We start from the raw sequence: 24,104 nt of genomic DNA on the forward strand, positions 1-24,104 counted from the left end.
CTGCGGCCGGATGGGCGCGCCGGGCACTGTCGAGCTGAATCGTCTACGACATCGCGGCGCGCCGCCGGGGGCTGAGTCGTCTGCGACATCAGCTCGACAGCGCGGATGAGGTGGGTCGGGCGCGGCCGGCACGCGGCCCCTTCGCGGGTGCGATCCCTCGTGGCGGTGTCTGGCCCCCACGCAGCCGCGCAGGCATGTCCAGGGCCTTTTCCGGGCGGTCTCCGGCCACCTCGGGTGCGCGAAACAGATCCCGCCGCGACACGCCGGCAGCGCCACGACAAGGGCACGCTGCGTGGCTACCGTGCGCCCCAGTGTGATCGCGGGCGCGGGAGGTCGGATGGTGAACGAGGTACTTCGGGTGGCGATGGCCGAGAAGGGCGAGACCGCCGAGTCGCTGGCGGAGAAGGTGGGCGTCGACCCGAAGACGGCGGGGCGGTGGCTCGCCTCGGGGCGGATCCCGCACCCCAGGACCCGGCTCGCCGTCGCCGAGGTCCTCGGGCGCGACGCCGCCGAGCTGTGGCCCGAGCCGTTCCGTCGCCGCGACCTGCCGTGGTTCCGGCCGTGGGCCGAGCTGGAGCAGGACGCCGTCTCGATCAGGTCGTACGAGCCATCGCTGGTGCCGGGCCTGCTCCAGACCGAGGGGTACGCCCGCGCGGTGCTGGCGACCGGCGGCCTGCTCCCGGCGGCCGAGGTGGACGAGATCGTGGGCGGCCGGCTGGCCCGGCAGGCGATCCTGGCCCGGGACGCCCCGCCCCAGCTCGTCGCCGTGATCGACGAGGTGGTGCTGCGCCGGCGGGTGGGGGACCGGGCGGTGATGGCCGGGCAGCTGGCCCACCTGCTGGCGGTCGCCGCGCAGGAGCACGTGCAGGTGCGGGTGATCCCCGCCGGGACGCCGTGGCACACCGGGCTCGCCGGGCCGTTCGCCCTGATCCGCCTGCCCGACGGCGCCGAGACGGCCTATGTGGACAACCAGCTTCGCGGTCAGGTGGTGACCGAGAGTGCCGACGTTGCTAGCCTGGGCACGAGGTGGGAGAGCGTCGCGGGCGAGGCGCTGCCGCGACGGCAGTCGATCGAGCTGATCGGGGAAGTGGCGACGACATGGACATGACCGACGCCCGCTGGCGCACCGCGACCCGCAGCAGCAACAACGGCGGAAACTGCGTCGAGGTGGCCGACAACCTGCCCAATCGGGTGCTCGTGCGGGACAGCAAGGACCGCGCCGGGGGCGTGCTCACCTTCGCGCCTGACGCCTGGCGGGCGTTCGTCGGGTCGGCCGGCCGGCACGGGCGCGCCGGCTGATCGGGGCGGCGCCCCAGGCGTACGCCTGCCGGCGCAGCGTGCGGCGGACGAACGCCGCACCGGCGGGACAGGGCCGCCCCCGCGACGGTCCGCACAGCTCCCGCGACGATCCGTATCGCTCCCGCGGTCGAGCGGGATGTGGTCGCGTCATCGCCCTTCGCGCACGCTGACACCCGCCGTCCGTCGTCGCCGTCGGCCCATGCCAATATCTGTCGTTCACCGCACCTGACGTCCCGTCGGCGCGCCGCTCCCACCTGCCCGCCGGCGATGACCCAGAGGAGTCGTCACATGCGAACTCCCCTCCGGCCCCTCACCCGGCGTGGGCTGCTGACCGGCGCCCTCGGCTCGGCGGCACTGCTGGCGGCGGGCGGCTCCCTGGCCGGCTGCGGCACCAGGGCCGCCACCCAGACGGAGGCCGGCTGCGTCAGCGAGGACCTGTCCGGCAGCGAGAAGACGCTGACGTTCTCCAACTGGCCGCAGTACATGGACGTGGACGACGCCGACACCGCCAAGCGGCCCACCCTGGACGCGTTCGTCAAGAAGAGCGGCATCCGGGTCACCTACACCGAGGACATCAACGACAACAGGGAGTTCTTCGGCAAGGTGCAGCACCAGCTCGCGGGGTGCCAGCCCACCGGGCGCGACATCATGGTCCTCAGCGACTGGCTGGCGGCGCGGATGATCCGGCTCGGCTGGGTCCAGAAGCTGGACAAGTCGAAGCTGCCCAACGTCCAGGCCAACCTGCTGCCCTCGCTGCGCAACCGGTCCTTCGACCCCGCGGACCACCTCGCCGTCCCGTGGCAGTCCGGCCTGGCCGGTCTCGCCTACAACGGCCGGGTCACCAAGGAGATCCGTACGGTCGACGAGTTGCTCACCCGCCCCGACCTCAGGGGCAGGGTGACCGCGCTGGCCGAGATGAACGACACCATGGGCCTGCTGCTCCAGTCGAACGGCCACGATCCGGCGTACTTCAGCGACGCCCAGTTCGACGAAGCGCTCGCCAAGCTGAAGAAGGCCGTCGACTCGGGCCAGATCCGCCGGTTCACCGGCAACGACTACGCGCCGGCACTCGCCAAGGGCGACATCGCCGCCTGTATCGGCTGGTCCGGCGACGCCATCCAGCTCGGCTTCGAAGACAACAAGATCAAATTCGTGGTGCCCGAGTCCGGGGCGATGCTCTGGTCGGACAACATGCTGGTGCCGAACAGGGCCACCCACAAGGGCAACGCCGAGCAGCTCGTCGACTACTACTACCAGCCGGCGGTCGCCGCCCGGCTCGCGGCGTACGTCAACTACATCTGCCCCGTCCAGGGTGCGCAGGCCGAGATGGAGAAGATCGACCCGGCGCTGGCCGCCCACCCGCTCATCTTCCCCGACGCCGCCATGCTCGCCAGGACGGCGGTCTTCATGGCGCTGGACGAGAAGCAGGAACGCGAGTACGAGAGCAAGTTCCAGCGGGTCATCGGGGCGTGAGCGGGATGGGTGCCACGACTGCGGGACGCGGGAACCCGGCCGGCGACCTGCGGCTGGCGCACCTCACCAAGCGGTTCGGCGGCGTCACCGCGGTGGACGACCTCAGCCTGACCGTCCCGCAGGGCTCGTTCTTCGCCCTGCTCGGCCCGTCCGGCTGCGGCAAGACCACCACGCTGCGGATGATCGCCGGCCTGGAGGAGCCGACCGGCGGGCAGGTGCTGCTGGGCGAACGGGACGTCACCCGGCTGCGCCCGTACAAGCGGCCGGTGAACACCGTCTTCCAGAGCTACGCGCTCTTCCCGCACCTGAACGTCTTCGAGAACGTGGCGTTCGGCCTGCGCCGGCGGGGCATCCGCTCCGTCGACGACGAGGTCATGGGCATGCTCGCGCTGGTGCAGCTCGACGGCCACGGCCACCGCCGGCCCGCCGAGCTCTCCGGCGGGCAGCAGCAGCGGGTCGCGCTGGCCCGCGCCCTGGTCAACCGCCCGCAGGTGCTGCTGCTGGACGAGCCGCTCGGCGCGCTCGACCTGAAGCTGCGCCGGCGGATGCAGCTCGAACTCAAGCGGATCCAGACCGAGGTCGGAATCACGTTCGTGCACGTCACCCACGACCAGGAGGAGGCCATGACGATGGCCGACACCGTCGCGGTGCTGAACGCCGGGCGGATCGAGCAGCTCGGCGCCCCCGCCGACCTCTACGAATACCCGGCCACGGCGTTCGTGGCGAACTTCCTCGGCCAGTCCAACCTGCTCGCCGGCGAGGCGGCCGGCGCGGCCGGGGACGAGGTGGCGGTGTCGGCGCACGGCCGTCGCTTCTCGGTGCCCGCCGGCCGGGCCCAGGTCGACCGGGGGCCGGTCCACCTGGGCGTACGCCCGGAGAAGCTGCACCTGGTCGACTCCGTCGACCAGGTCCCCGCCGGATGCCAGCACGTCACCGGGATCGTCACCGACGCCTCCTACGTGGGGGTGAGCACCCAGTACCTGCTGCGCACCGGCTGGGGCGGCGAGCTGACCGCGTTCGTGGCCAACAGCGGCACGGCCCGTCCGCTGCACGTGGGGGTGGAGGCGGCGGCGTACTGGGAGCCTCGGCACGCCTTCCTGCTGCCCCGGGAGGCCGGCGGGCAGGACCGGAGCGCTCCGGCGCGGGACGAGCCGGTCGGCACACCCTCGTGAGCGCCCCCGCGCGCCTGCCCACTCCTACCGCCCAGCCGTCGGCACCCGGGCCGCCCCGCCCGCCCGGGCGGCACCGGCTCCTGCCATACCTGCTGCTGCTGCCAGCGGCGGCGTGGCTGCTCGTCTTCTTCGCGGTGCCGCTGCTCCAACTCGCCGCCGCCAGCCTCTACGACCCCGCCGGCTCGCTCGCCACCGGGTACGCCATGACGTGGGCCTTCGGCAACTACCCGGACGCGCTCGCCGCGTACTGGCCGCAGTTCGGGCGGTCCTTCGGCTACGCGGGCGCCGCGCTGGTGCTGGCGCTGCTGGCCGGCTACCCGCTCGCGTACGCCATCGCGCGCAAGGCCGGCCGGTGGAAGAACCTGCTGCTGGTCTGCGTGGTCGCGCCGATGTTCACCAGCTTCCTGGTGCGCACGCTCGCCTGGAAGACCATCCTGTCGGACAACGGCTGGCTCGTCGGGCTGCTGCGCGACGTGCACCTGCTCGCCCCCGACGGCCGGCTGCTGGCCACCCCCGTCGCGGTGGTGCTCGGCCTGACGTACAACTTCCTGCCCTTCCTGGTGCTGCCCCTGTACGCGAGCCTGGAGCGGCTGGACTCCCGGCTGCTGGAGGCGGCCGGCGACCTCTACGCCGGCCCGCTGCGGACCTTCCGCCGGGTCACCCTGCCGCTGTCCATGCCCGGCCTGGTCGCCGGCACGCTGCTGTTCTTCATCCCGGCCAGCGGCGACTACATCAACGCCGAACTGCTCGGCACCCCCAACGAGTACATGATCGGCAACGTCATCGACTCGGCGTTCCTGGTCCGGCTGGACTACCCGCAGGGCGCGGCGCTGTCGTTCCTGCTGATGGCGGCGATCCTCGCGGTGGTCTTCGGCTACCTGCGCCGGACGGTTCCCGGAGAAGGTCCTGTGAGCGCGAGGAGTGCAGCGCAGCGGAGCCCCGCAGTCGCGAACGAAAGGCGAGCGCTGTGAGCGCGAGGAGTGCAGCGCAGCGGAGCCCCGCAGTCGCGAACGAAAGGCCAGCTCTGTGAGTGCTCGGGTCTTCCGTTGGCTGGCCGACCGTTGGGTGGCGGGCGTGGCGCTGCTGGTGCTCGGCTACCTGCTCCTGCCGATCGCCGTGGTCGCCGCGCTCTCCTTCAACCGCCCCTCCAGCCGCCTGTCGTACGACTTCGACGAGTTCACCCTCGACAACTGGCGCAACCCGTGCGCCACCTCCGACATGTGCGACGCGGTGGTGCGCAGCGTCCAGATCGGCTTCATCGCGACCGTGGTCGCCACGGTGCTCGGCACCCTGATGGCGTTCGCGCTGGCGCGGCACCGGTTCCGTGGCCGTTCCGCGATCGACGTGCTGATCTTCCTGCCGATGGCCACCCCCGAACTGGTGATGGGCACCTCGCTGCTGGCCCTCTTCGTCTCCGCCGGGGTGCCGCAGGGCTTCTGGACCGTCGTCGTCGCGCACGTCATGTTCTGCCTGTCGTTCGTGGTGGTCACCGTCAGGGCGAGGCTGGCCGGGATGGACCCCCGGCTGGAGGAGGCCGCGATGGACCTCTACGCGAGCGAGTGGCAGGCCTTCCGGCGGATCACCCTGCCGCTGGCGCTGCCCGGCATCGTGGCCGCCGCGCTGCTCGCGTTCTCGCTCTCCTTCGACGACTTCATCGTCACGAACTTCAACGCCGGCACCACCGTCACGTTCCCCATGTACGTCTGGGGCGCAGCCCAGCGGGGCATCCCGCCGCAGGTCAACGTCATCGGCACCGCCATGTTCCTGCTCGCCCTGCTACTGGTGCTCCCCACCACCCTACGAACACCCCGACCGAAAACCCCATAACCCCCACCCACCCGTCCTCGCCCCCCCGCCGCCTCCCCCGCCGCGTCGATCATGCAGTTGTGGTGCCCCGAGAAAGGTGTGAATGCGGGCGTTCCGGGCGCCACAAGTGCATGATCGACAGAGCTGTGTGCGTGCAGCCCGGCGCGCGGGGCGAGGGGGTTGGCGTCATGTCGGGCGTGGGGCCGTGGTCGCCCGGGCTAGCACAGGTCAGGGGCGAGGCGAGGGTTTTCCACAGAGGGGGCGTTGTCCACAGGGGGCCTCAGGGCGGGTGGTGCGGGTGGGGCGCGCTCGGCAGGGTGACTGGTCATGGCAGAGGGGCTGTACCGGTATCCGGAGCTGATCTCCGTGAGGCTGAGCCGGGCGCAGGTGAGGCGGAGCGTCGACACGGGGCGTATCCACCGACTGTCGAGAGGCGTCTACGGCCGAACAATCGACCGAGGCCAGCAACTGACGGCGATCTTCAAGAGGCTGCCGAACGGGGTCGTGGTCGGCTTCCAGACCGGCGCCCGGCTGCACGGCTTCGGAGTCGAACCCAGCGACGACGTTCACGTGATCGTGCCGGCCGGGCTCGTCGTACCCCGTATCCGGGGCGTCGTGACGCACGAGTCCGTGCTGCCGGTCCAGGAGCCGGTTCTGCTGGAAGGGGTACCTTGCGCGCCTGCGGCCCGGTGCGCTGTCGATCTGGCCAGGTCGCTGCATCGGATGAACGCCCTGCCGCTGCTCGATCGGTGCCTGCGCGTGGGCGCCTGCCGGCCCGACGAACTCCGGGCCGAGGTGACGCGGCATGCCCGGCTCCGAGCCGTGTGCCAGGCGCGACAGTTGATCGACCTCGCGGACCCCAGAGCGGAATGCCACCAGGAGAGTCAGCTCCGGCTCCTGCTGGTCGACGGCGGATTGCCCGCTCCGGATCTCCAACTGTGGGTGCGGGACGAAGACGGCATCTGCCTCTACCGGCTGGACCTCGGCTACCGGAAGCGTCGGATCGGCATCGAGTACGATGGGAGTTCGCACCTCGACCGTCAGCGCCTCCGCCACGACCGCTCCCGCATGAACTGGCTCGCCGCCCATGGCTGGCGCATGCGTTACTTCACCGACCTGGACCTGTACCGCCGCCCCGCCTACATCATCTCCACGATCGCGGCGCTCTTCGCCGCCTGATCTGGACCGGGGTGCTCGACGGGGCGCAGTTCGTGGTCAGGGCCAGCGCCTGGAGGTATCCGCGGTGGGGCTGACCCTGCCGCCTAACGGCCACAGTTGAATCTGGTATCGCTCCGCCGCCGGGGGCGTCAGCCGTCTCATGTCGTCCAACACGGCGGCGAACTCCTCATCCGTGCCAGCCTGCGCCATCTCGAACCGGTCGAGAGCCTCGTTGTGGTTGTAGGCGATCACCCGCGCGCCGTATCGGCCCGCACCCGACGGCAGCACGATGCCGCGCACGACAGGGTGGTCGTGCGACTCGTGGATGCGCCAACAGGTATCCGGGAAGTTCAGGACCCCCTCGAAGGCGAAGTCGAACGGGCGTTGGTCCGGCAGGATCGACGGCATCCGTGACCAGGTCTCCACCGACACGAAAGCCCTGCTGACCTCGGTTGCTGTACGCACCCCGACGGCACTGGCGGCGAAACCGACCCCGTCAGCGAAGGCGAGTCGCCCTGCTTCCGCAAGATCTCGCCGTGCGTCCGCACCCTGTGAGAACAGGCAGAACACCATGTGCGACGGCGAGACGACCGTGTCCAGGCGGGAAGTTGCAACAGGCACCCTCTGAGCGTGCCCGACCAACCACCGTGACGGAGCAGCGCCAGCGGGCGGCATGCGTCGATCATGCACTTGTGGTGCCCCGCGAAACGGGCAAAAACTGGCACTCCGCCCACCACAACTGCATGATCGCCGGGCCGAGCCAGGGCGGGCCGGGGGGGGTAGGCCGGGGCGGGGTCACGGGAGTGGGTTGGGGAGGGAGAGGGCCCCTCGCCAGGCGGAGCGTGACGAGGGGCCCTGCGGTGCGGCCGTGTGCTGAGCTGACGAATCCCTAGAGGGTCAGGGTCCAGCCGTCGATGTAGCCGGTGTCGCCGGAGGCGGCGTCCTGGACGCGCAGGTTCCAGGTGCCGTTACGGGTCTCCGTGGAGAGGTTGACCGTGTAGGTCTGGTTGATGTTGTCGGCGGAGCCGCCGGTGCGGTTGTGCAGGGTGTAGGCGCTGCCGTCGGGGGCGACCAGGCTGACCACGAGGTCACCGACGTAGGTGTGCACGATCTGCACGGCGACCTTGCTGGTGGCCGAGGCGGTACCGGTGCAGCCGGCGATCGCGATGCTGCTGGTGACCGTCGCGTTGTCGTTGACGGTGACGTTGTTGGCGTTGGTGCCGGTGCAGTTCGTCGTGCCGGAGCCGCCCAGGTTGAGCGTCCAGCTGTTCACGTAGCCGGTGTCGCCGGCGCCCGCGTCCTGGACCCGCAGCTTCCAGGTGCCGTTGGCGACCTCGGAGGAGAGGTTGACCGTGTAGGTCTGGTTGATGTTGTCGGCGGAGCCGCCGGTGCGGTTGTGCAGGGTGTAGGCGCTGCCGTCGGGAGCGACGAGGCTGACGGCGAGGTCACCGATGTAGGTGTGCACGATCTGCACGGCGACGGTGCTGGCGGAGCCGGCGGTGCCGGTGCAGCCCGCGATGGTGATGGTGCTCTCCACCGTGGCGTTGTCGCTGATCGTCACGTCGGTGCCGTTGGTCTGGGTGCAGCCGGTGGGCGGCGGGGGCGGCGGGGGCGTGGTGCCGCCGTCGCCGACGTACAGCAGCTTGTTGGGCGAGCCGGTGCCGGGGCTGGTCACCGCGTTGCTGGTGGCGTCGGCGACGAGCTTGTCGCGTACCTGCTGCGGGGTGAACGTCGGGTTGGCGGCGAGCACGAGCGCGGAGGCGCCGACCACGTGCGGGGTCGCCATCGAGGTGCCGCTGATGCTGTTCGTGGCCGTGTTGCTGGTGTGCCAGGCCGAGGTGATCGAGCTGCCGGGCGCGAAGATGTCCAGGCAGGTGCCGATGTTGGAGAACGACGAGCGGGCGTCGGTGTTGGTGGTCGAGCCGACGGTGATGCCGGCGAGGAGGCTGGCCGGCGAGCTGTTGCAGGCGTTCGCGCCGTAGTCGTTGCCGGCCGCCAGGCCGTAGGTGACGCCGTCGGCGATGGAGCGGGCCACCGCGTCGTTGAGGGCCTGGCTGAAGCCGCCGCCGAGGCTCATGTTCGCCACCGCGAGCTGGCCGGCGGCGTGGTCGCCGGTCACCCAGTCGACGCCCTGGATGACGCCGGCGTCGGTGCCGCTGCCCTCGCAGTCGAGCACCCGGACGCCGACCAGCGTGACGCCCTTGGCCACGCCGTAGGCGGTGCCGCCGACCGTGCCGGCCACGTGCGTGCCGTGCCCGTTGCAGTCGTCCGCGCTGCCGCCGTCGATGGAGTCGAAGCCGGTGACGGCACGACCGCCGAAGTCGCTGTGGCCGAACCGGATGCCGGTGTCGATGATGTACGCCTTCACGCCCGAGCCGGTGTTCGGGTAGGTGTACGAGTTGTTCAGCGGCAGCGCGCGCTGGTCGAGCCGGTCCAGGCCCCAGGACGGGGTGGGGCTCTGCGTACCGCTGATCCGCATGGTGTGGTTCTGCTGGACGTAGCGCACCGAGGGGTCGGCGGCGAGCCGCTTGGCCTCCGCCTCGGACATCCGGGCCTCGAACCCGCGCAGCGCGTTCTGGTACGTCCGGTTGACCGCGCCACGGTGCCGGCCGGCGAGGTCACGGGCCTTCTTCGTGACGTCGGTCCGGCCCACCGAGGCGTCCTTGAACACCACGATGTACGAGTCGTCGACGGCGGTGGCGCCGCCCGCCATGAGGATCTGTCCCTCTGCGGGGGCAGCCGTCGCGGGGGCGCCGAACGCCACGGCGGTGGCGACGGCGGCGGTCAACACACCGACGCGCCAGCGGCGCGCGGCGGGATAGGGGAGTGTCATCCCTCGGGTGTTCCTCTCGCTACACGACGGCGGGTCCCGCCATCGATCGCAATTGATCAAAGTGAGCAAGAGCGTAGGGCCTCCACGGCAAAAAGTGGAGACGTGAGAGCACCTTGTGTTTAGGGGTCGAACTGCGGTAATGCATCGACGCCTCGCGAGGTTCCGGCTGCCGCCCGCGCGTTCGGATCAGCTCCCCGGGGAGGGGCTACGCTGCTGCGTGTGGACTCCGTCGCCTTCCATGTCGCCTCCCGCCCCGCGCACGGCGAGGGCGAGCTGACCGTCCACCACCCGTACGACGGACGCGCCGTCGGTCGTACCACCCTCGCCACCGCCGGCCAGGTCGAAGCGGCCGTCGCGGCAGCCGCCGGGGTGGCCGCGGAGGTCGCGGCCCTGCCCGCGCACGCCCGCGCGGCGGCCCTGGACCACGTGTCCCGGCGGCTCGCCGAGCGGGCCGAGGAGTTCGCGCGGCTCATCACCGCCGAGAACGGCAAGCCGCTGAAGTGGGCGCGCGCCGAGGTCGGGCGGGCCGTCTCGACCTTCCGCTGGGCCGCCGAGGAGGCCCGGCGCTTCTCGGGCGAGCTGCAACGCCTCGACACCGACCCCGCCGCCACCGGGCGGATCGCCCTGGTCCGGCGGGTGCCGAAGGGGCCGGTGCTCGGCATCGCGCCGTTCAACTTCCCGCTGAACCTCGTCGCGCACAAGGTCGCCCCGGCCATCGCGGTCGGCGCCCCGATCATCGTCAAGCCCGCCCCCGCCACCCCGCTGTCGGCACTGCTGCTGGGCGAGCTGCTCGCCGAGACCGACCTGCCGGAGGGGACGTTCTCGGTCCTGCCGCTACCGAACGAGCGCGCCGCCGAGCTGGTCGCCGACCCCCGGCTGCCGGTCGTCTCGTTCACCGGCTCCGGGCCGGTCGGCGCGGCGATCCGCCGCTCGGTGCCCGAGAAGCACGTAACCCTGGAGCTGGGCAGCAACGCCGCCGCCGTGATCTGCGAGGACTGGAACACCGCCGAGGACCTGACCTTCGCCGCGCACCGCATCGCGACGTTCTCCAACTACCAGGCCGGCCAGTCGTGCATCGCCGTGCAGCGGGTCTACGTGCACGAATGGCTCTACGACGCGTTCCTGCCCCGCCTCGTCGCGGCGGTGCAGGAGCTGCGGGTCGGCGACCCGTCCGACCCCCTCACCGACGTCGGGCCGCTGATCTCCGCCGGCGCCGCCCGCCGGGTCGAGGCGTGGGTGGACGAGGCCGTCACCGCCGGCGCGACCATCGAGCTGGGCGGCCGGCGCGACGGCGCGACGTACCCGCCGACCGTGCTCTCCGGCGTGCCGGCGGACGCCAGGGTCTGCGTCGAGGAGGTCTTCGGGCCCGTGCTGGTGGTCGCCCGCGTCGCGCACGACCAGGCCGCGTTCGCCGCCGTCAACGACTCGGCGTACGGGTTGCAGGCGGGGGTCTTCACCCACCGCCTCGACACGGCCTTCGCGGCGCACCGCGCCCTGGAGGTGGGCGGGGTGATCGTCGGCGACGTGCCGTCGTACCGGGCCGACCAGATGCCGTACGGCGGGGTGAAGGGCAGCGGCGTCGGGCGGGAGGGCGTGCGCAGCGCCATGGAGGACTACACGGAGCCCCGGGTCATGGTGCTGACCGGCCTGTCGCTGTAGCGCCGCCCGCTCACCAGGTGCCGTCGTCGCGGACGCGGGCCGGCGCCCGGCCGAGCAGCAGGGTGGTCAGCGCGGCGTCGATGTCCTCGCCGAGGAACCACTCGCCGGCCTGGTCCAGCGCGAAGACCCGCCCCCGCTCGTCGACGGCGAAGATGCTGTCGCCGTGCTCGGAGCCGACGGGAAAGAGCCTCGTCCCGAGTACGGCGGCGAAGTCGGCGAGCGTGTCGGCCGAGTGTGCGCTGCGGAGTGGGTTGGTCGTGAACCGACTGATCCAGACCTGCTCGCCGGGGCCCCGGCGGCTGCTCACGATCGCGGGGAAGGCGGTCAGCGCCCGCTCGGCTGCGGGGAAAGGCTCGTGGCGGTGTCGCTGGCCGGCGACCTCGCACGTCTCCCGGATCGCCCCGGCGGCCAAAGCGGGGTTGAACTCGCTGTCCTCCCAGCCGGCATCCATCAGTGCGTCGCTCACCGGGGGCGGGAAGCGGCCCGGATGATGCGGGTGCTGCGGCTGCGGGTGCCACTCCGAGGTGAACGCCAGGTCCGCCCAGGACAGCGCGTTGAAGTGGACCAGGAAGTTGACGCACGAGTCGCAGGCTCTCTCCGCCCTGCCGCCATAAGGGTCGCCCGCCTCCCGCACCCGGAAGACTTCGAGGCGAGCGCCGCCCAGCAGCATCTCCGCGTCGGCCATGCCGAGTGGCGCGATGCCCTCGGCGGCGCGGTGGTGGTCGTAGTGGTGCAGGACGTCGGAGACGACGATCAGTTCGGCGTGCCGGTCGCCGCCGCGTGCCAGGTGCCCGGCGGGAAGTTCGTCCAGGTAGGAGCGTACGAGTGGGTGATGGTTGAGGGTGACGTCGCCCTTGGCGCCCTGCGCGCGGAACAGCCGTCCCTCGACCGTCAGGTGCGCTGCCGTGTTGGGGGTCGGCAGGCGGCGGATCTCGCGGAGCAGCTGGCTCGCCGGATCGACGGTGCGGGGAACAGCGGGGCCCTCCGGTCGACTCCGGCGGTACATCTGCGCGACCACGTCGACCGGCACCCGCGGCCAGGTCGTCACCTCGCCGGTCAGCTTGTCCACCACCGTGGTCGGCAGGTCGCCGGGCATCGTCCTCGCCTCGACGGGCACGGTGGAGGTGATGACGTAGCCGAGGTCGAACTCGTCGACGTGGGGGTGGCAGTCGTGTCCCAGTCGTTGTGACTCGCGGCGGGCCCACACGGTGGCGAGTTGCTCGGCCTGCTGGCGATCGATCACGGCTTGAAAGTACCGGACCCCACGGATTCGTGGCGCCCGGTATGGTTCGCCCTACCGACGGTAACCGGGGGGAGGGTGGCGTTGGCCGAGAGTGTGGACCGCGACGCCAATCGCGCGCTGCGGGCGCGGTTCGACGAGGTGTACGGGGACTACCAGCGACTGAGGTCCGGTCTGGACGAGCTGCAGGGCCGGCTCGCCGAGCTGCGGGTGACCGAGCGCTCCGAGGACGGTCAGGTGACCGCCACCGCCGGTGCCCGTGGCGAGCTGGTCTCGGTCGAGCTGCACCCCGCCGTCTTCCACGACCGGGACGCGAAGGCGTTGAGCCGGAAGATCACCGCGACCGTCCACCGGGCCGGCGCTGCGGCGGTCGCCGCCACCCAGGAACTCGTGGCCGGCTATCTGCCCACCGGCTCCGGGGCGACGGACTTCCTGCGTACGGGTGACTTCGGTTCTTTGCTGGGCCGGGCCGACGCCGTGCTGCGCCGGGGCGAGTGATGGACGGTCAGCTCTGGCTCGACCCGCAGCGCGCCCGACGCGGGGGCGTCGACCTCTCGTTGTCCGGCGAGGGCGTCACGGCACACCGCCGCCAGGTGGGCGGCGCCATCGCGGCGGCGAGCGACCGGTCGCCATGGGGCAAGGACGACATCGGGGCCGCCTTCGAGCAGAAATACCGCGGGTTCGAGGAGCTGGTCCTGCGCGCGTGGGAGGGCGTGGGTCGGCATCTGGAGGGCCTCGGTGCCGATGTGGTCCGGTCGGTGGACGCCAACCTGCGGGCGGACGCGGCGGGTGCGGGGCGGCTAGGCCGTGTCGGCGACCGGCACCAGCAGCGCTGATCCGCCGAGGAGACCCGGATGAGTGTGTTGCCGAGCCCCATCCCGCATCCGCTGGACTACTCGCCCTGGCAGTTGCCCGGCTGGGTCTATGAGGCCCTTGACTGGGTGATCGGTGTGGAGTGGCCGGAGGGCAACGAGCGGGCGGTCTGGGAGTTGGCGGACCAGTGGTACGGGGTGGCCGCCGCCCTGGCCGGGCCGCGTGCCGACGCTGTTGCCGCCGCCGGTGAGGTGCGTGGTGGGTACGGCGGCGTCGGGGCGGTGGCCGCCGCGTTCGACACGGCGTGGCGTCGGGTCGCGGAGGGCGACGAGGCGCCGTTGCCGGTGTTGCTGGCTGTCAGCACGGAGCTGGGTCGGCTGGTGGAGGAGTGCGGCTGCGACATCGAGGGCGCCAAGCTCGAGGTGTGGATCGAGCTGGGCATCCTGGTGATCGAGTTGCTGTCGCTGGCCGTCGCGACCGTGCTCACCGCTGGCGCGGCCTCGCCTGCGGCGGGGGCGGCGATCGCGGCCACCAGGCTGATCGTGCAGCAGATCTTCAAGCGGTTGATGGCGCAGTTGGCGCGCAAGTCGCTCAAGCAGGGGCTCAAGGAGGCCGGTGAGCGGGCGGCGAAGGAGGTCACCAAGGGCGGCGTGCGGGGGTTCAGCCGCCGAGCTGCGCTGAGCGGTGTGTCGGAGGCGGCCGAGGAGGGCGGCATCAACCTTGCCACCCAGGCGTACCAGAATTCGACCGGCCGCCGCCACGGGCTGGACGTAGCGGAGCTGGGCACCACCGCGCTCGGCGGTATGGCCGGCGGGGCGGTGGCGCCGTTGGCCGGCCTCGGGCGGCACGCCACCGGCCGGGGCGCCCGGGTCGGGGAGCACTTCGGCCGCGAGATGGCCGGCGAGGTGATGGCCGACCAGGCCGCGCGCCTGGCCACCGGCCAGGGGCTGACCTCGATGGAGGACGCAGCCCGCGCGGCCGCTTCCGGTGCCCGTGGTTCCGCCACCGCGCAGGCCGACGCGGCCTTGCAGGCACGGCTCAACGGCCAGATGAGCGCCCTGGCAGGGCTGCCCTCCATCTCGGTGGACAGTGGGGCTCCCACGCAGCCCTCGACCTCCATGTCAAATTCGACGCCGGGTGTGGAAGCCTCCCGCCACGCGCTCTCGACGCCGGACGCGGAGACGCCCCGATCAGTGCCTGCCGTCGAGGTCGACACGCCAGTCGAGACGAGGGCGGCGACCGTGACGCCAGGGTCTCCTGGTGCTGGTGCACCCGGGTCCGACAGCCGGATTTCCGACCAGCGCGTAGCCTCGTCCAGTACGCCATCTCAGGTTTCCGACTCAGTCTCCGCCGCCCATGCGGTGAGCCCGGCGGTTGAGGATGTAACCGCGGAAGCAGGAACCGTTCCACCGCCGCCACCTGGAGTCGACCCTGGGGATCGGTCCGTACTCCCGGCGTCGCAAGCCGAGGCGCCAACGGCTCCGCTCGACCCGACGCTCTCCTCAGTCGCGCCTGTGGCACCTTCGACAGGCGCTCATGCCCCGTCGGTGGTCCCTGGTCCCGTCAACGAATCGGTGCCCAGTTCCGGGCTGGCCGCGCAGAACACCGGCGTCGCGGCAACCAACCCGCCGACGACCGGAGGCCCAGCGCCCCACGGCTCAGCAGCGAACTCACCGCTCGCCGGCTTCCCGGCGCAGGCGTCCCCGGTCGCCGCCACGGGGTCGGCAGCGTCCGGTGAGACGACGGCGAGAACCGCAGAGCCGAAGGTGGGCTCATCGCGCGTCCCAGACGTGGGGTCCGATGCGCCCGTGGTTCCGTCACCGACAGACCGAATGCCTGAGGCGGTGCCACACCCGTCAAGAGCCGCAGGGCAGCCACCTCCGCGTCCGCGCACGCCGGAGTGGTACGCCGCCAGATGGGCCGCGGACCAGGACGCGTTCGAGCGGCGCCGCTACCGGGGGCACTTCGAGTTCCAGCGCAGGACTCATGAGGAGAACCGCCGCCTGGACAGCGCGGCGCGACTGCGTCAGGCCGCAGATCGGAGCTACGACGAAGCCCGGTGGCTGGTCAGCGAGGGCCGTCGCCTGGCGCAGGCCGGGCATCGCGCTGCCGCCGAGCGCTACTTTCTGGGGGCGCGTGACCGGGAGCGCTGGTGTCACCAGCAGAGGGATCTGGCGGAAGCGGTCCTCGCCGGAGCAGCCGCCCCAGGCGTCGTCGCCGTCGATGGTGCGGACTTCCGCCGGATCAACGACGACGTCGGCGACCTGGCATACGGTGCCGTGGAGACCGCCGACCGCTCGGCCTTGACAGGCGACGACTACCCGCCGCCGATCGACCGGTCCCGGAACTACGGCCGGCCCGGCGGTCTGCGTCCGCCGCTGGCCCTGCACCAGACCGACATCGAACGGCAGGTGCCCCGAGAACCCGACGGGAGCGTCCGGCGCAACGCCGACCCGCGAGTGGGTGGCTGGTTCGGGTTGGTCAACGACGGCGGACCGCGGGCAGACCCGACCCGCGGCATCAACTGCATCGACTGCACCCTGTCGATGTTCGACACCTGGATGCACGGTCGCCCCCGGGTGGCCGCTCCCCGCACCTTCGACGCCTACCTGGCCGGCGACGTCACGTGCCCCATCAACGGCGAACGCGACGGCATCGGGCGGGTGGAGGACATCACCGGAGGCCGCTTCCAGCGCCTCTGCCAGCCGACCGAGGACATCCAGGGTGTTGAGCGGCAGCGGGCCATCGACACGGGATACCGCAACCTGCACGACCAGCTCCGCCTCGGCGGCCACGGCAGCTTCGCCTTCGTCATCAACAACTGGGAACAGGGCGGTTCCCACATCTGGGTCGCCCTCAACCAGAACGGCACCATTCTCTACCTCGACCCACAGACCGGCGCCGTTTCGACGACACCGCTGTACCGGCACCAGGGCGTCCCGCATCCGCACAACGCCGTCGACACTGAGGTCCTGGTGATCGGTTCGGACGGCAGACCGATGCCGCTGGGCGGGCTGCGGCGGGGGCGGTTCAGCCAGCGACCGGACCTGCTGGAGTACCCACCCGTCGAGACCGACCAGGGGTACGGCGAACTGTTCCTCAACCGCATGCACCTGCTGGACGGGCCGGGCTCGGCTCCGTCCGACGGTTCGATGCCACCAGGGCTCCCACGACAGCCCGACGAGGCGGGACCGGCTGCCGAACGCAGCGACACACCGTCCGAGGACCTGCGGACGGCGCGGGAACGCGCGCAGGCGGACCGGGCAGGGAACCCGGTTGCCGTCGGCGCGATCCTGGCCGCAGAGCCTGACCTGGAACGGGTCCTCGCCGCCGGCGTGACGCCGGCCGAGGTGGCGGCCGGCGTAGACCCCTCGACACTCCGGCGACTCGTACCGCAACTTGACGACGCGGGCGCCGAAGACGTGGCACGGCTGTTCGCGGATCCACGCGTGCAGCAGATGCTGGACGAGACGTGGCGGCAGCCGCCCAAGGACGAGCCGATGTTGGCCGAGAACCTCGTCCGACAGCTGGCGCAGCGACCTGACCTGGCGCGGATGGTCCTCGCTACGCCTGAGCTGGCCACTTCGCTGACGGCTCGGCCGTTGACGATGCTCCATCTGGCTGCGCAGCAGCACGCGATCGACGTCCTCGGCTCCGTTCTCGATGACATCGATCGGCGAGGCGTAGAGGCTGTCATCGGAGAAGGCGTTGCCTCTCCACGCCCTGCGGAACTCACCAGCGAACAGCGACTGTTGAGCACACGTGTGGCAGATCGAGGGCAATCGCCGGTGCAGATGGGCTTCGACGCGACGAGGCGTCACGACGACGACTATCGGTGGGCTTTCGTGCAGCGTCTCTTTGCTGAAGCGGCGGACGCTCAGCGGGAGTTGAACCGGATGGCGACTAGTCTGGCCGGTGGCGTGGGCAGGCCCGGCTGGCGCGCCAAGCCGAAGGGTGTCGATCGAGTGAAGGACAAACTCGTCGAGTACGAGAACGACGCCTCGCGACTCAAAGACCTTGCGGCGGCGAAGGTGGAGTTCCAGCGGCTCGAAGATCTCTACAATGCCCTGGGTGGGCTGGAGCGAGATCCTGAAGTGGTTATCGTCGGTATCAAAGACCGCTTCCTCGGACCAATGCGCAGCGGATACCGCGACATCCTGTTAAACCTCCGGATGTTGAACGGACACGTCGCTGAGCTCCGATTGCACCTCGCCGCCATCGACGAGGTTGCCAAGTGGGAGCATCCTCTGTACGAGGTCCGGCGAGATATCGAGGCGCTCGCCGAAGCGCAAGACCGACCACTAACTCGGATGGAGCAAGGCGTGCGGTACGGCCTGAGCCGCGAAGGACAGGAAGCCTACTGGCGGGCAATGAGCGATAAGCAGAGCGAGGCGTGACTGTGATCGAAATTCCTTCCGGTCTCGTTTTCCCGGCCTTCTACAGTTACTACGAGTCCCCTGTGAAAATCGTCGAGAAGGGCGGAGGGATTGTCGCTGCCTGGCGGTTGTCGAAGGACTCAGGGGGCTGGATTCCAGCAAATCATCTCCTGAGTGAGCTGTTTTCTGCCGAAGGTGATGAGGTTGAGGAGTTGACCCGTGAAGAGTTCATCCAACGGACTGAGCACGACCGCGGGTACTATCTTCGAGGTGAAGGCCCCGTCTTCGCTCTTTATGAGACGGTCCGGGCGATTCAAGACGCAGTGGCTCGCGAACGGCGGTATCCGAATCCCACCGAGCTTGCTCTGATTGCCGGAATTCAACGTAAAACGTTTGTCATGTTCGAGGAGCAACTCGAACAGTTGGGTGATCCGGCTGCGGATCCAGGTTTGGGTTCCGAAGGGCAGGCGTAGGGCCCCTTTGGAAGGGCAGGCGCACCCGAGGTGTACGCCAGAATCCGGGTGCGGCTCAGTCCCGTGGCCGGTTAGGGGCGACGGCGGCATGGTTGATCGCTTCGATCGGCCATGCCGCCGTTCCTATCGATGGCGTCCCACCCAGTCGACGCTGTCTTGCTCAGTCTGGTCCGGCGCATCACACAAGGGGACCGACTGCTTCCGGCGGACGGTGGCCGGTCGGGACGCGAAGCACCATGGCTCGGGAGCCCGGCCAGTAGGCGTCCGCCGCCCCAGAGGGTCGCGGTTTCGGGGCGGGTTGCCGGGCCGGAATACCATGGCGAAATGGCTGAATCAGACAATGGGCAGAAGTCGCCCGGCCCTGGTGGGTGGCAGTCCAACGCCTGGGCGTGGCCGGTCGGCCTCATGCTCGGTCTGGTCGTCGGCCTGGCCGCACTGGACGGAGCCGCCGGTGTGGGCGTCGGCATCGCGATGGGGGTGGCGTTCGCCGTCGCCCTGGGAGCCGGCAGCAGCCAGGACACCGACGGCGGGGACGACGACGGCGAGGACGCCGACAGCGCGGGCGACGACATGAAGGGCGACGACAGCAAGGGCGACGACGGGCGGGACGCTCACGAGCGGGGCACCGAGCGGCAGACGGTCGGCCCGGAGGGCGCCGGGACGCCGGGTGTCGACGGGCAGAACGCCGACAGGTCGCGCACCGACGGCCCGTCGTGACATCTGGCGAACCCGGAGCCGCGCGGGTGGAGACGACGAGCGGGGCGCCGGACCCCCGGATGGTGGTGCCGGGCAGCGTGGCGGAGGCGCTGGCCGTACAGGAGCGGTTGCGGCCGCTGGTGGACCTGGTCGGGCCCGGTCCGGCCGAGCCCGCGACGGTGGCCGGCCTGGACGTGGCGTACGCCGAGAGCGGTGACCGGCTGGCGGCGGCCGTGACCGTGCTGGACGCCCGGACCCTCGCGGTGGTCGACTCGGCGGTGAGCGTGGGCCGGCCCGCGTTCGGGTACGTCCCGGGGCTCTTCGCCTTCCGCGAGCTGCCCGCGCTGCTCGACGCGCTCGACCGGCTGACCGTGCTTCCCGAGCTGCTGGTCTGTGACGGGCACGGGCTGGCCCACCCGCGCCGGTTCGGGCTCGCCTGCCACCTGGGCGTGGTGACCGGCCTGCCCGCCATCGGGGTGGGCAAGACGCCCCTGCTGGGGGAGTGGACGCCGCCGGCCCAGCGTCGGGGCGCGTGGACGCCGTTGCGCGACGGGGACGAGACCGTGGGTCGGGTGCTGCGTACCCGGGACGGCGTGAAGCCGGTCTTCGTCAGCGTCGGCCACCGGATGAGCCTCGACGACGCGACCGCGCGGGTGCTGGCGTTGACGCCGCGCTACCGGCTGCCGGAGACCACCCGTGCCGCCGACCGGCTCTGCCGCGACGCCCTGGCCGCCGCCGAGGCGACCGCCCGCGCCACCTGAGGCCGCCGCCGAGGCGAGGGCCCGCGCTACCTGAGGCCGCCGTGGCGACGGCCCGCGCCGTCTGGGGTCGCCGCCGTCTTCCGCAGCCCCGGACCGACGGACGCGTGACCGTCCCGCCGCCGGCCAGGGTGCGTGGACCGGGTCGCGGGGTAATACGGCGCACATCCGGAGCGCTCAATGACCGGGCCCCGACGGGGCCCGGTAGTAGCCTGACCGGCGGACCCCCGTCGGGGGAGGAACGGCGAGGTGATCATGGCGGTACGTCGGCACGCGGCGCGGCTCGCGACGGTCTGCGCGTTGCTGGGCGGCCTGGTGGCGCTCGGCGCGACGCCGGCGCTCGCCGCAGGCGACTCGGTCCGGGTGCGTTCGGCCGGCAGCTTCACCGCCGGTGGTTCCGCCGGGGGCGTCTCGATCGAGGTGCGCAAGCGCAGCGACGGCTGCGTGCTGCTGCGTACCGCACTGGGGTTGCGCCTGGCCGGCCTGCGCGCCGACCAGGTCAGCGCGCAGGTCAGCGTGGGCGGACGCTGGTTCCCGGTGCCGCTCTCCGGGAGCGGTGGCAGCGCGGCCACGTCGGCCACCTCGCCCCTGAAGCCGAGGCTCTGCAAGGGCAAGAGCATCACGGTGCGCTACCGGGTGGCGTTCGACGCGGAGGTGCCGGGCGGCCGGCTGACCGTCAGCGGCGCGGCCAGCGACGCGCTCGGGCGGGCCCTGGGCCGGGGCGCGGTGGCGTCCCGGGTGGTCGGCGACCGGGCCACGCCCTCGCCGACGCCGAAGCCGTCGAAGAAGCCGTCGCCCACCCCGAGCGCGGTCGCCACCGAGGTGCTGGCCGGCGCGGCGGACCCGAGCCTGGCCGCCGGCCAGGGCGCGGGCGCCGTCAGCAACGCGGCCGAGGAGGAGTCCTCCGGCGGCTCGGTGGTCATGTTCTTCGGCATCGCCATGGTCGCCGTCGGGATCCTGCTCATCGTCCTGCTGTTCCGCCGCTCGCGGGCGGACAAGGAGCCGGCCGACCCGGGCCACGTCCCGCTGCCCCGCAACCCCGGCGGCACCACCTACCGCTCCGGGCAGGGCCCGGCCGCCGCCCCCGGCCCACCCGGCCAGGTGTACGGGCAGCAGCCGCCCGCCCCCGGCCTGTACGGCGGCGCACCCGCCCCGCGGCCGGCCGGCGGCGCACCCGCCCCACGCCCCGCCGGCGGCGTGTACGGCAGCCGCCCGGCACCGGCCCCGGAGGCCACGCAGGTGGTGCCCGGCGCGCCGGCCTCCCCGCCCGTGTCGGCCCCGCCGGCGCCCCCGGTGCCGGGGCAGTACGGGGCGCCGCCGCCCGTGCCGCCCGCCCAGGGCAAGCCCGGCGACCCGCCGCCGGAGGCCGGCGGTGGCGACCACACGGTGTTCATGCCCCGGCTCCCCGGCTGAGCCGGGCCGCACCGCGCCGCTCCGATACGCTCAGGCCGTTGAGGACCTGCGGCGCGAGGAGCGAGACCGGTGTCTGATCTGTCCCAGATCGTGAAGGCCTACGACGTCCGTGGGACGGTGCCGGACCAGTGGGACGAGCAGGCCGCTGAGGCCCTCGGCACGGCCTTCGCGCAGGTGCTGGACGGCTTCGGCGAGCGGGACGGGGCGGCGCTCGTCGCGCACGACATGCGCGCCACCGGTCCTGCTCTGGCCGCCGCCTTCGCCGCCGGCGTGCGCGCCGAGGGGCGCGCCGTCATCGAGCTGGGCCTCGCCTCGACCGACATGCTGTACTACGCCTCCGGCGCGCTGGGGCTGCCCGGCGCGATGTTCACCGCCAGCCACAACCCGGCGCAGTACAACGGCATCAAGATGTGCCGCTCCGGGGCTCGCCCGATCGGGCAGGACAGCGGGCTGGCCGAGATCCGCGAGCGGGCGCAGGCCCTGCTGGACAAGGGCGAGCGTCCGACCGGCACGCCGGCCGCGCCGGCCGAGCGCCGCGACCTGCTGGCCGACTACGCGGCGTACCTGCGGCAGCTGGTCGACCTCTCGGGCATCCGTCCGCTGAAGGTGGTCGTGGACGCCGGCAACGGCATGGCCGGCTACACCGTCCCGGCCGTGCTCGGCGACGCCGTCCTGCCGGCCCTGCCGCTGGAGATCGTGCCGCTCTACTTCGAACTCGACGGCACCTTCCCGAACCACGAGGCCAATCCGCTGGACCCGGCCAACCTGGTCGACCTCCAGCGCGCGGTGATCGAGCACGGCGCCGAGATCGGCCTGGCGTTCGACGGCGACGCCGACCGCTGCTTCGTGGTCGACGAGCGCGGCGAGCCGGTCTCGCCGTCGGCGGTCACGGCCCTGGTGGCGGCCCGCGAGCTGGCCAAGCACCCCGGCTCGACGGTGATCCACGGCCTGATCACCTCCCGGGCGGTGCCGGAGATCATCCGCGAGCACGGCGGCGAGCCGGTCGTCGCCCGGGTCGGGCACTCCTTCATCAAGGCGGAGATGGCCCGGACGAACGCGATCTTCGGCGGCGAGCACTCGGCCCACTACTACTTCCGCGACTTCTGGTTCGCCGACACCGGCATGCTCGCCGCGCTGCACACCCTGGCCGCCCTGGGCGAGCAGTCGCTGCCGCTGTCCGTGCTGGCCGGCGAGTATGAGCGGTACGTGGCCTCGGGCGAGATCAACTCGACGGTGGCCGACCAGGCCGCCAGGGTGGCCGAGGTGCGGGCCGCGTACCCGCAGGCCGACGTCGACGAGATGGACGGGCTGACCCTGCGCTTCCCGGACGGCGCGTGGTTCAATCTGCGCGCCTCCAACACCGAGCCGCTGCTGCGGCTCAACGTCGAGGCCCCGACGCGGGAGCGGATGACCGCCCTCCGTGACGAGGTGCTCGACCGCGTTCGCCGATAAGATCGCCTGCGCCGGTCGGCACCGTCGATCGGTGAGACCGCATACGTGGAAGGAGCCGCGCCGTGGCCCTGGACCCGCAGTTGCTGGAAATCCTCGCCTGTCCGGACACGCATCACGCCCCGCTCGACTACGACGCGCAGGCGCAGACGCTGACCTGCACCGAGTGCGGCCGGATCTTCGAGGTCCGCGACGACGTGCCGGTGCTGCTGCTGGACGAGGCGCGCGGCCCCGCGGAGCAGTCGTGATCGACGGCACGGCCGGGGTCAGCGGCCGGCGCGAGCCCGACGAGGCACTGCTCGACGACCCGGCCGCGCTGGCCGAGCACGACCCGGGCGGCATGCTGCGGCACACCGCCTCCGCCGGGGCGCAGGTCCGCGAGACGGCTGCGCTGGCCGCCGAGGCCAACCTCCAGGTGCTCGCCGACGAGGGCCGCCCCCGGGCGGTCGTCATCGCCGGCATCGGCACCGCCGGGCGTACCGGCGACGTGCTGGCCACCGTCGCCGGGCCGCGCTGCCCGGTGCCGGTCATCCCGCACCGCAGCGCCGGTGTGCCCGGCTGGGTGGGTGCCGCCGACGTGGTCATCGCCGTCAGCGCGTCCGGCCGCAGCCCCGAGGCGCTGGGCGCCGCCGAGGCCGCGCACCGGCGGGGCGCCCGGCTGGTCGCCGTCGGTGCGCCCGACTCGCAGTTGCAGTCCGTGGCCGAGCGGGCCCGGGCGCCGTTCATCCCGGTGCCCCGGCGCGCCCCGGCCCGGGCCAGCCTCTGGGCGCTCACCGTGCCGGTCCTGCTCGCCGCCCGTACGCTCGGGCTCGTGAAGGTCAACGAGGCGGATCTGGCGGAGACCGCGGCCCGGCTGGACGCGGACGCCGACCGCTGCCGTCCGACGGCCGAGTCCTTCGTCAACCCCGCGAAGTCGCTGGCCCTGGGCCTCGCCGGCTCGGTGCCGATCGTCTGGGGCTCGTCGCCGCTGGCCACGGTCGCGGCCCGCCGGTTCGGCGACACCCTGTCCGCCAACGCCCGCTACCCCGTGGTCAGCGGGGCGCTCGGCGAGGCGGGGCGCGGTCGGGTCGGCCTGCTCGACGGCGTGTTCGGCGGTCTGGCCGAGGGGGAGCGTGACATCTTCGCCGACCCCGACGCGGAGTCGCCGTCGGGCACCCGGCTGCGGTTGGTCCTGCTGCGCGACGGCGGGCTGAACCCGGAGGACGACGCCGACGAGCCGCTCGACGTCGAGGAGCGCCGCGCGGACGCCGTGCAGACCCTCGCCGAGCGGCGCGGCGTGCGCTGCGACGTGGTGACCGCCGAGGGCGGCTCCGCGCTGGAGCGGCTCGCCTCGTTGGTCGCCGTGCCGGACTTCGCCTCGATCTACCTCGCCCTGGCACACGGACTGGACCCGATGGCCGTGCCGGCCATCACCGAAATGAAGGAGCTGGCAAACCAGTGAGCGATAGCAGGGAACGGGTCGAGCGGCGCACCGCGCCGACGCCCG

21 protein-coding genes are annotated in these 24,104 nt (G+C 72.1%); 18 read left to right on the top strand and 3 right to left on the bottom strand.

Going from position 1 to position 24,104, the window contains the following annotated elements; genetic code table 11:
- Positions 1 to 340: 340 nt before the first annotated feature.
- The 7 genes from AC0OO9_RS19370 (at position 341) to AC0OO9_RS19400 (ending at position 6,929) form a co-directional block, all read left to right on the top strand.
- The gene (locus tag AC0OO9_RS19370) at positions 341 to 1,108 is read left to right on the top strand and encodes a helix-turn-helix domain-containing protein (protein ID WP_484511416.1); all 768 of its coding nucleotides are present in this window, start codon (positions 341 to 343) and stop codon (positions 1,106 to 1,108) included.
- Positions 1,099 to 1,299 (top strand): DUF397 domain-containing protein, encoded by a 201-nt coding sequence (locus tag AC0OO9_RS19375; protein WP_484511417.1) that lies wholly within the window; start codon positions 1,099 to 1,101, stop codon positions 1,297 to 1,299. The genes AC0OO9_RS19370 and AC0OO9_RS19375 overlap by 10 nt, the downstream gene beginning before the upstream one ends.
- Positions 1,300 to 1,587: 288 nt before the next feature.
- A complete protein-coding gene (locus tag AC0OO9_RS19380; RefSeq protein ID WP_484511418.1) occupies positions 1,588 to 2,772 on the top strand; it encodes a polyamine ABC transporter substrate-binding protein in 1,185 nt (394 codons plus the stop codon).
- Between the two features lie 5 nt (positions 2,773 to 2,777).
- A complete protein-coding gene (locus AC0OO9_RS19385) occupies positions 2,778 to 3,944 on the top strand; it encodes an ABC transporter ATP-binding protein (RefSeq protein WP_484511419.1) in 1,167 nt (388 codons plus the stop codon).
- Positions 3,941 to 4,915 carry an ABC transporter permease gene (locus AC0OO9_RS19390; protein ID WP_484511420.1) on the top strand — a complete coding sequence of 325 codons (975 nt, stop codon included), beginning with the start codon at positions 3,941 to 3,943 and terminating at the stop codon, positions 4,913 to 4,915. The genes AC0OO9_RS19385 and AC0OO9_RS19390 overlap by 4 nt, the downstream gene beginning before the upstream one ends.
- 55 nt (positions 4,916 to 4,970) lie before the next feature.
- Positions 4,971 to 5,771, top strand: coding sequence for an ABC transporter permease (locus tag AC0OO9_RS19395; RefSeq protein WP_484511421.1), 801 nt, complete (start codon positions 4,971 to 4,973; stop codon positions 5,769 to 5,771).
- A gap of 306 nt (positions 5,772 to 6,077) precedes the next feature.
- Entirely contained in the window at positions 6,078 to 6,929 is an 852-nt protein-coding gene (locus AC0OO9_RS19400; RefSeq protein WP_484511422.1) for a DUF559 domain-containing protein, read from the top strand.
- A 36-nt stretch (positions 6,930 to 6,965) separates the two neighbouring features.
- Here the strand turns inward: AC0OO9_RS19400 and AC0OO9_RS19405 are convergent, their stop codons facing one another.
- Positions 6,966 to 7,529: a hypothetical protein gene (locus AC0OO9_RS19405; protein WP_484511423.1), complete on the bottom strand. Its 564-nt coding sequence runs from the start codon at positions 7,527 to 7,529 to the stop codon at positions 6,966 to 6,968.
- Between the two features lie 268 nt (positions 7,530 to 7,797).
- Positions 7,798 to 9,741, bottom strand: coding sequence for a proprotein convertase P-domain-containing protein (locus AC0OO9_RS19410; RefSeq protein ID WP_484511424.1), 1,944 nt, complete (start codon positions 9,739 to 9,741; stop codon positions 7,798 to 7,800).
- Between the two features lie 219 nt (positions 9,742 to 9,960).
- On the opposite strand from AC0OO9_RS19410, the gene AC0OO9_RS19415 reads away from it, so the two are divergent.
- Positions 9,961 to 11,400, top strand: coding sequence for an aldehyde dehydrogenase family protein (locus AC0OO9_RS19415; RefSeq protein ID WP_484511425.1), 1,440 nt, complete (start codon positions 9,961 to 9,963; stop codon positions 11,398 to 11,400).
- A gap of 10 nt (positions 11,401 to 11,410) precedes the next feature.
- On the opposite strand, the gene AC0OO9_RS19420 is transcribed toward AC0OO9_RS19415, so the two are convergent.
- Positions 11,411 to 12,643: an SUKH-3 domain-containing protein gene (locus AC0OO9_RS19420; protein WP_484511426.1), complete on the bottom strand. Its 1,233-nt coding sequence runs from the start codon at positions 12,641 to 12,643 to the stop codon at positions 11,411 to 11,413.
- Between the two features lie 75 nt (positions 12,644 to 12,718).
- On the opposite strand from AC0OO9_RS19420, the gene AC0OO9_RS19425 reads away from it, so the two are divergent.
- The 10 genes from AC0OO9_RS19425 to AC0OO9_RS19470 all read left to right on the top strand — a co-directional run bounded on the left by AC0OO9_RS19425 (position 12,719) and on the right by AC0OO9_RS19470 (position 24,059).
- A complete protein-coding gene (locus AC0OO9_RS19425) occupies positions 12,719 to 13,138 on the top strand; it encodes a YbaB/EbfC family nucleoid-associated protein (protein ID WP_484511427.1) in 420 nt (139 codons plus the stop codon).
- Positions 13,138 to 13,476, top strand: a complete 339-nt coding sequence (locus tag AC0OO9_RS19430; RefSeq protein ID WP_484511428.1) for a hypothetical protein — start codon at positions 13,138 to 13,140, stop codon at positions 13,474 to 13,476. Before AC0OO9_RS19425 ends, AC0OO9_RS19430 begins: the two co-directional genes overlap by 1 nt.
- An 18-nt stretch (positions 13,477 to 13,494) precedes the next feature.
- On the top strand, positions 13,495 to 17,850 hold the full coding sequence (locus AC0OO9_RS19435) for a toxin glutamine deamidase domain-containing protein (protein WP_484511429.1): 4,356 nt from the start codon (positions 13,495 to 13,497) through the stop codon (positions 17,848 to 17,850).
- Positions 17,847 to 18,302 carry a hypothetical protein gene (locus tag AC0OO9_RS19440; protein WP_484511430.1) on the top strand — a complete coding sequence of 152 codons (456 nt, stop codon included), beginning with the start codon at positions 17,847 to 17,849 and terminating at the stop codon, positions 18,300 to 18,302. The genes AC0OO9_RS19435 and AC0OO9_RS19440 overlap by 4 nt, the downstream gene beginning before the upstream one ends.
- Positions 18,303 to 18,626: 324 nt before the next feature.
- Positions 18,627 to 19,019 (top strand): hypothetical protein, encoded by a 393-nt coding sequence (locus tag AC0OO9_RS19445; RefSeq protein ID WP_484511431.1) that lies wholly within the window; start codon positions 18,627 to 18,629, stop codon positions 19,017 to 19,019.
- A 59-nt stretch (positions 19,020 to 19,078) separates the two neighbouring features.
- Positions 19,079 to 19,759, top strand: a complete 681-nt coding sequence (nfi, locus tag AC0OO9_RS19450) for a deoxyribonuclease V (RefSeq protein WP_484517988.1) — start codon at positions 19,079 to 19,081, stop codon at positions 19,757 to 19,759.
- A 252-nt stretch (positions 19,760 to 20,011) separates the two neighbouring features.
- Positions 20,012 to 21,169: a hypothetical protein gene (locus AC0OO9_RS19455; protein ID WP_484517989.1), complete on the top strand. Its 1,158-nt coding sequence runs from the start codon at positions 20,012 to 20,014 to the stop codon at positions 21,167 to 21,169.
- Between the two features lie 69 nt (positions 21,170 to 21,238).
- A complete protein-coding gene (locus AC0OO9_RS19460) occupies positions 21,239 to 22,621 on the top strand; it encodes a phosphomannomutase/phosphoglucomutase (RefSeq protein ID WP_484511432.1) in 1,383 nt (460 codons plus the stop codon).
- 62 nt (positions 22,622 to 22,683) lie between these two features.
- Positions 22,684 to 22,866, top strand: a complete 183-nt coding sequence (locus AC0OO9_RS19465; RefSeq protein ID WP_089001904.1) for a Trm112 family protein — start codon at positions 22,684 to 22,686, stop codon at positions 22,864 to 22,866.
- The gene (locus tag AC0OO9_RS19470) at positions 22,863 to 24,059 is read left to right on the top strand and encodes an SIS domain-containing protein (RefSeq protein WP_421457344.1); all 1,197 of its coding nucleotides are present in this window, start codon (positions 22,863 to 22,865) and stop codon (positions 24,057 to 24,059) included. The genes AC0OO9_RS19465 and AC0OO9_RS19470 overlap by 4 nt, the downstream gene beginning before the upstream one ends.
- Positions 24,060 to 24,104: the final 45 nt, after the last annotated feature.

The organism is Micromonospora sp. USAFONa4, assembly GCF_057197825.1.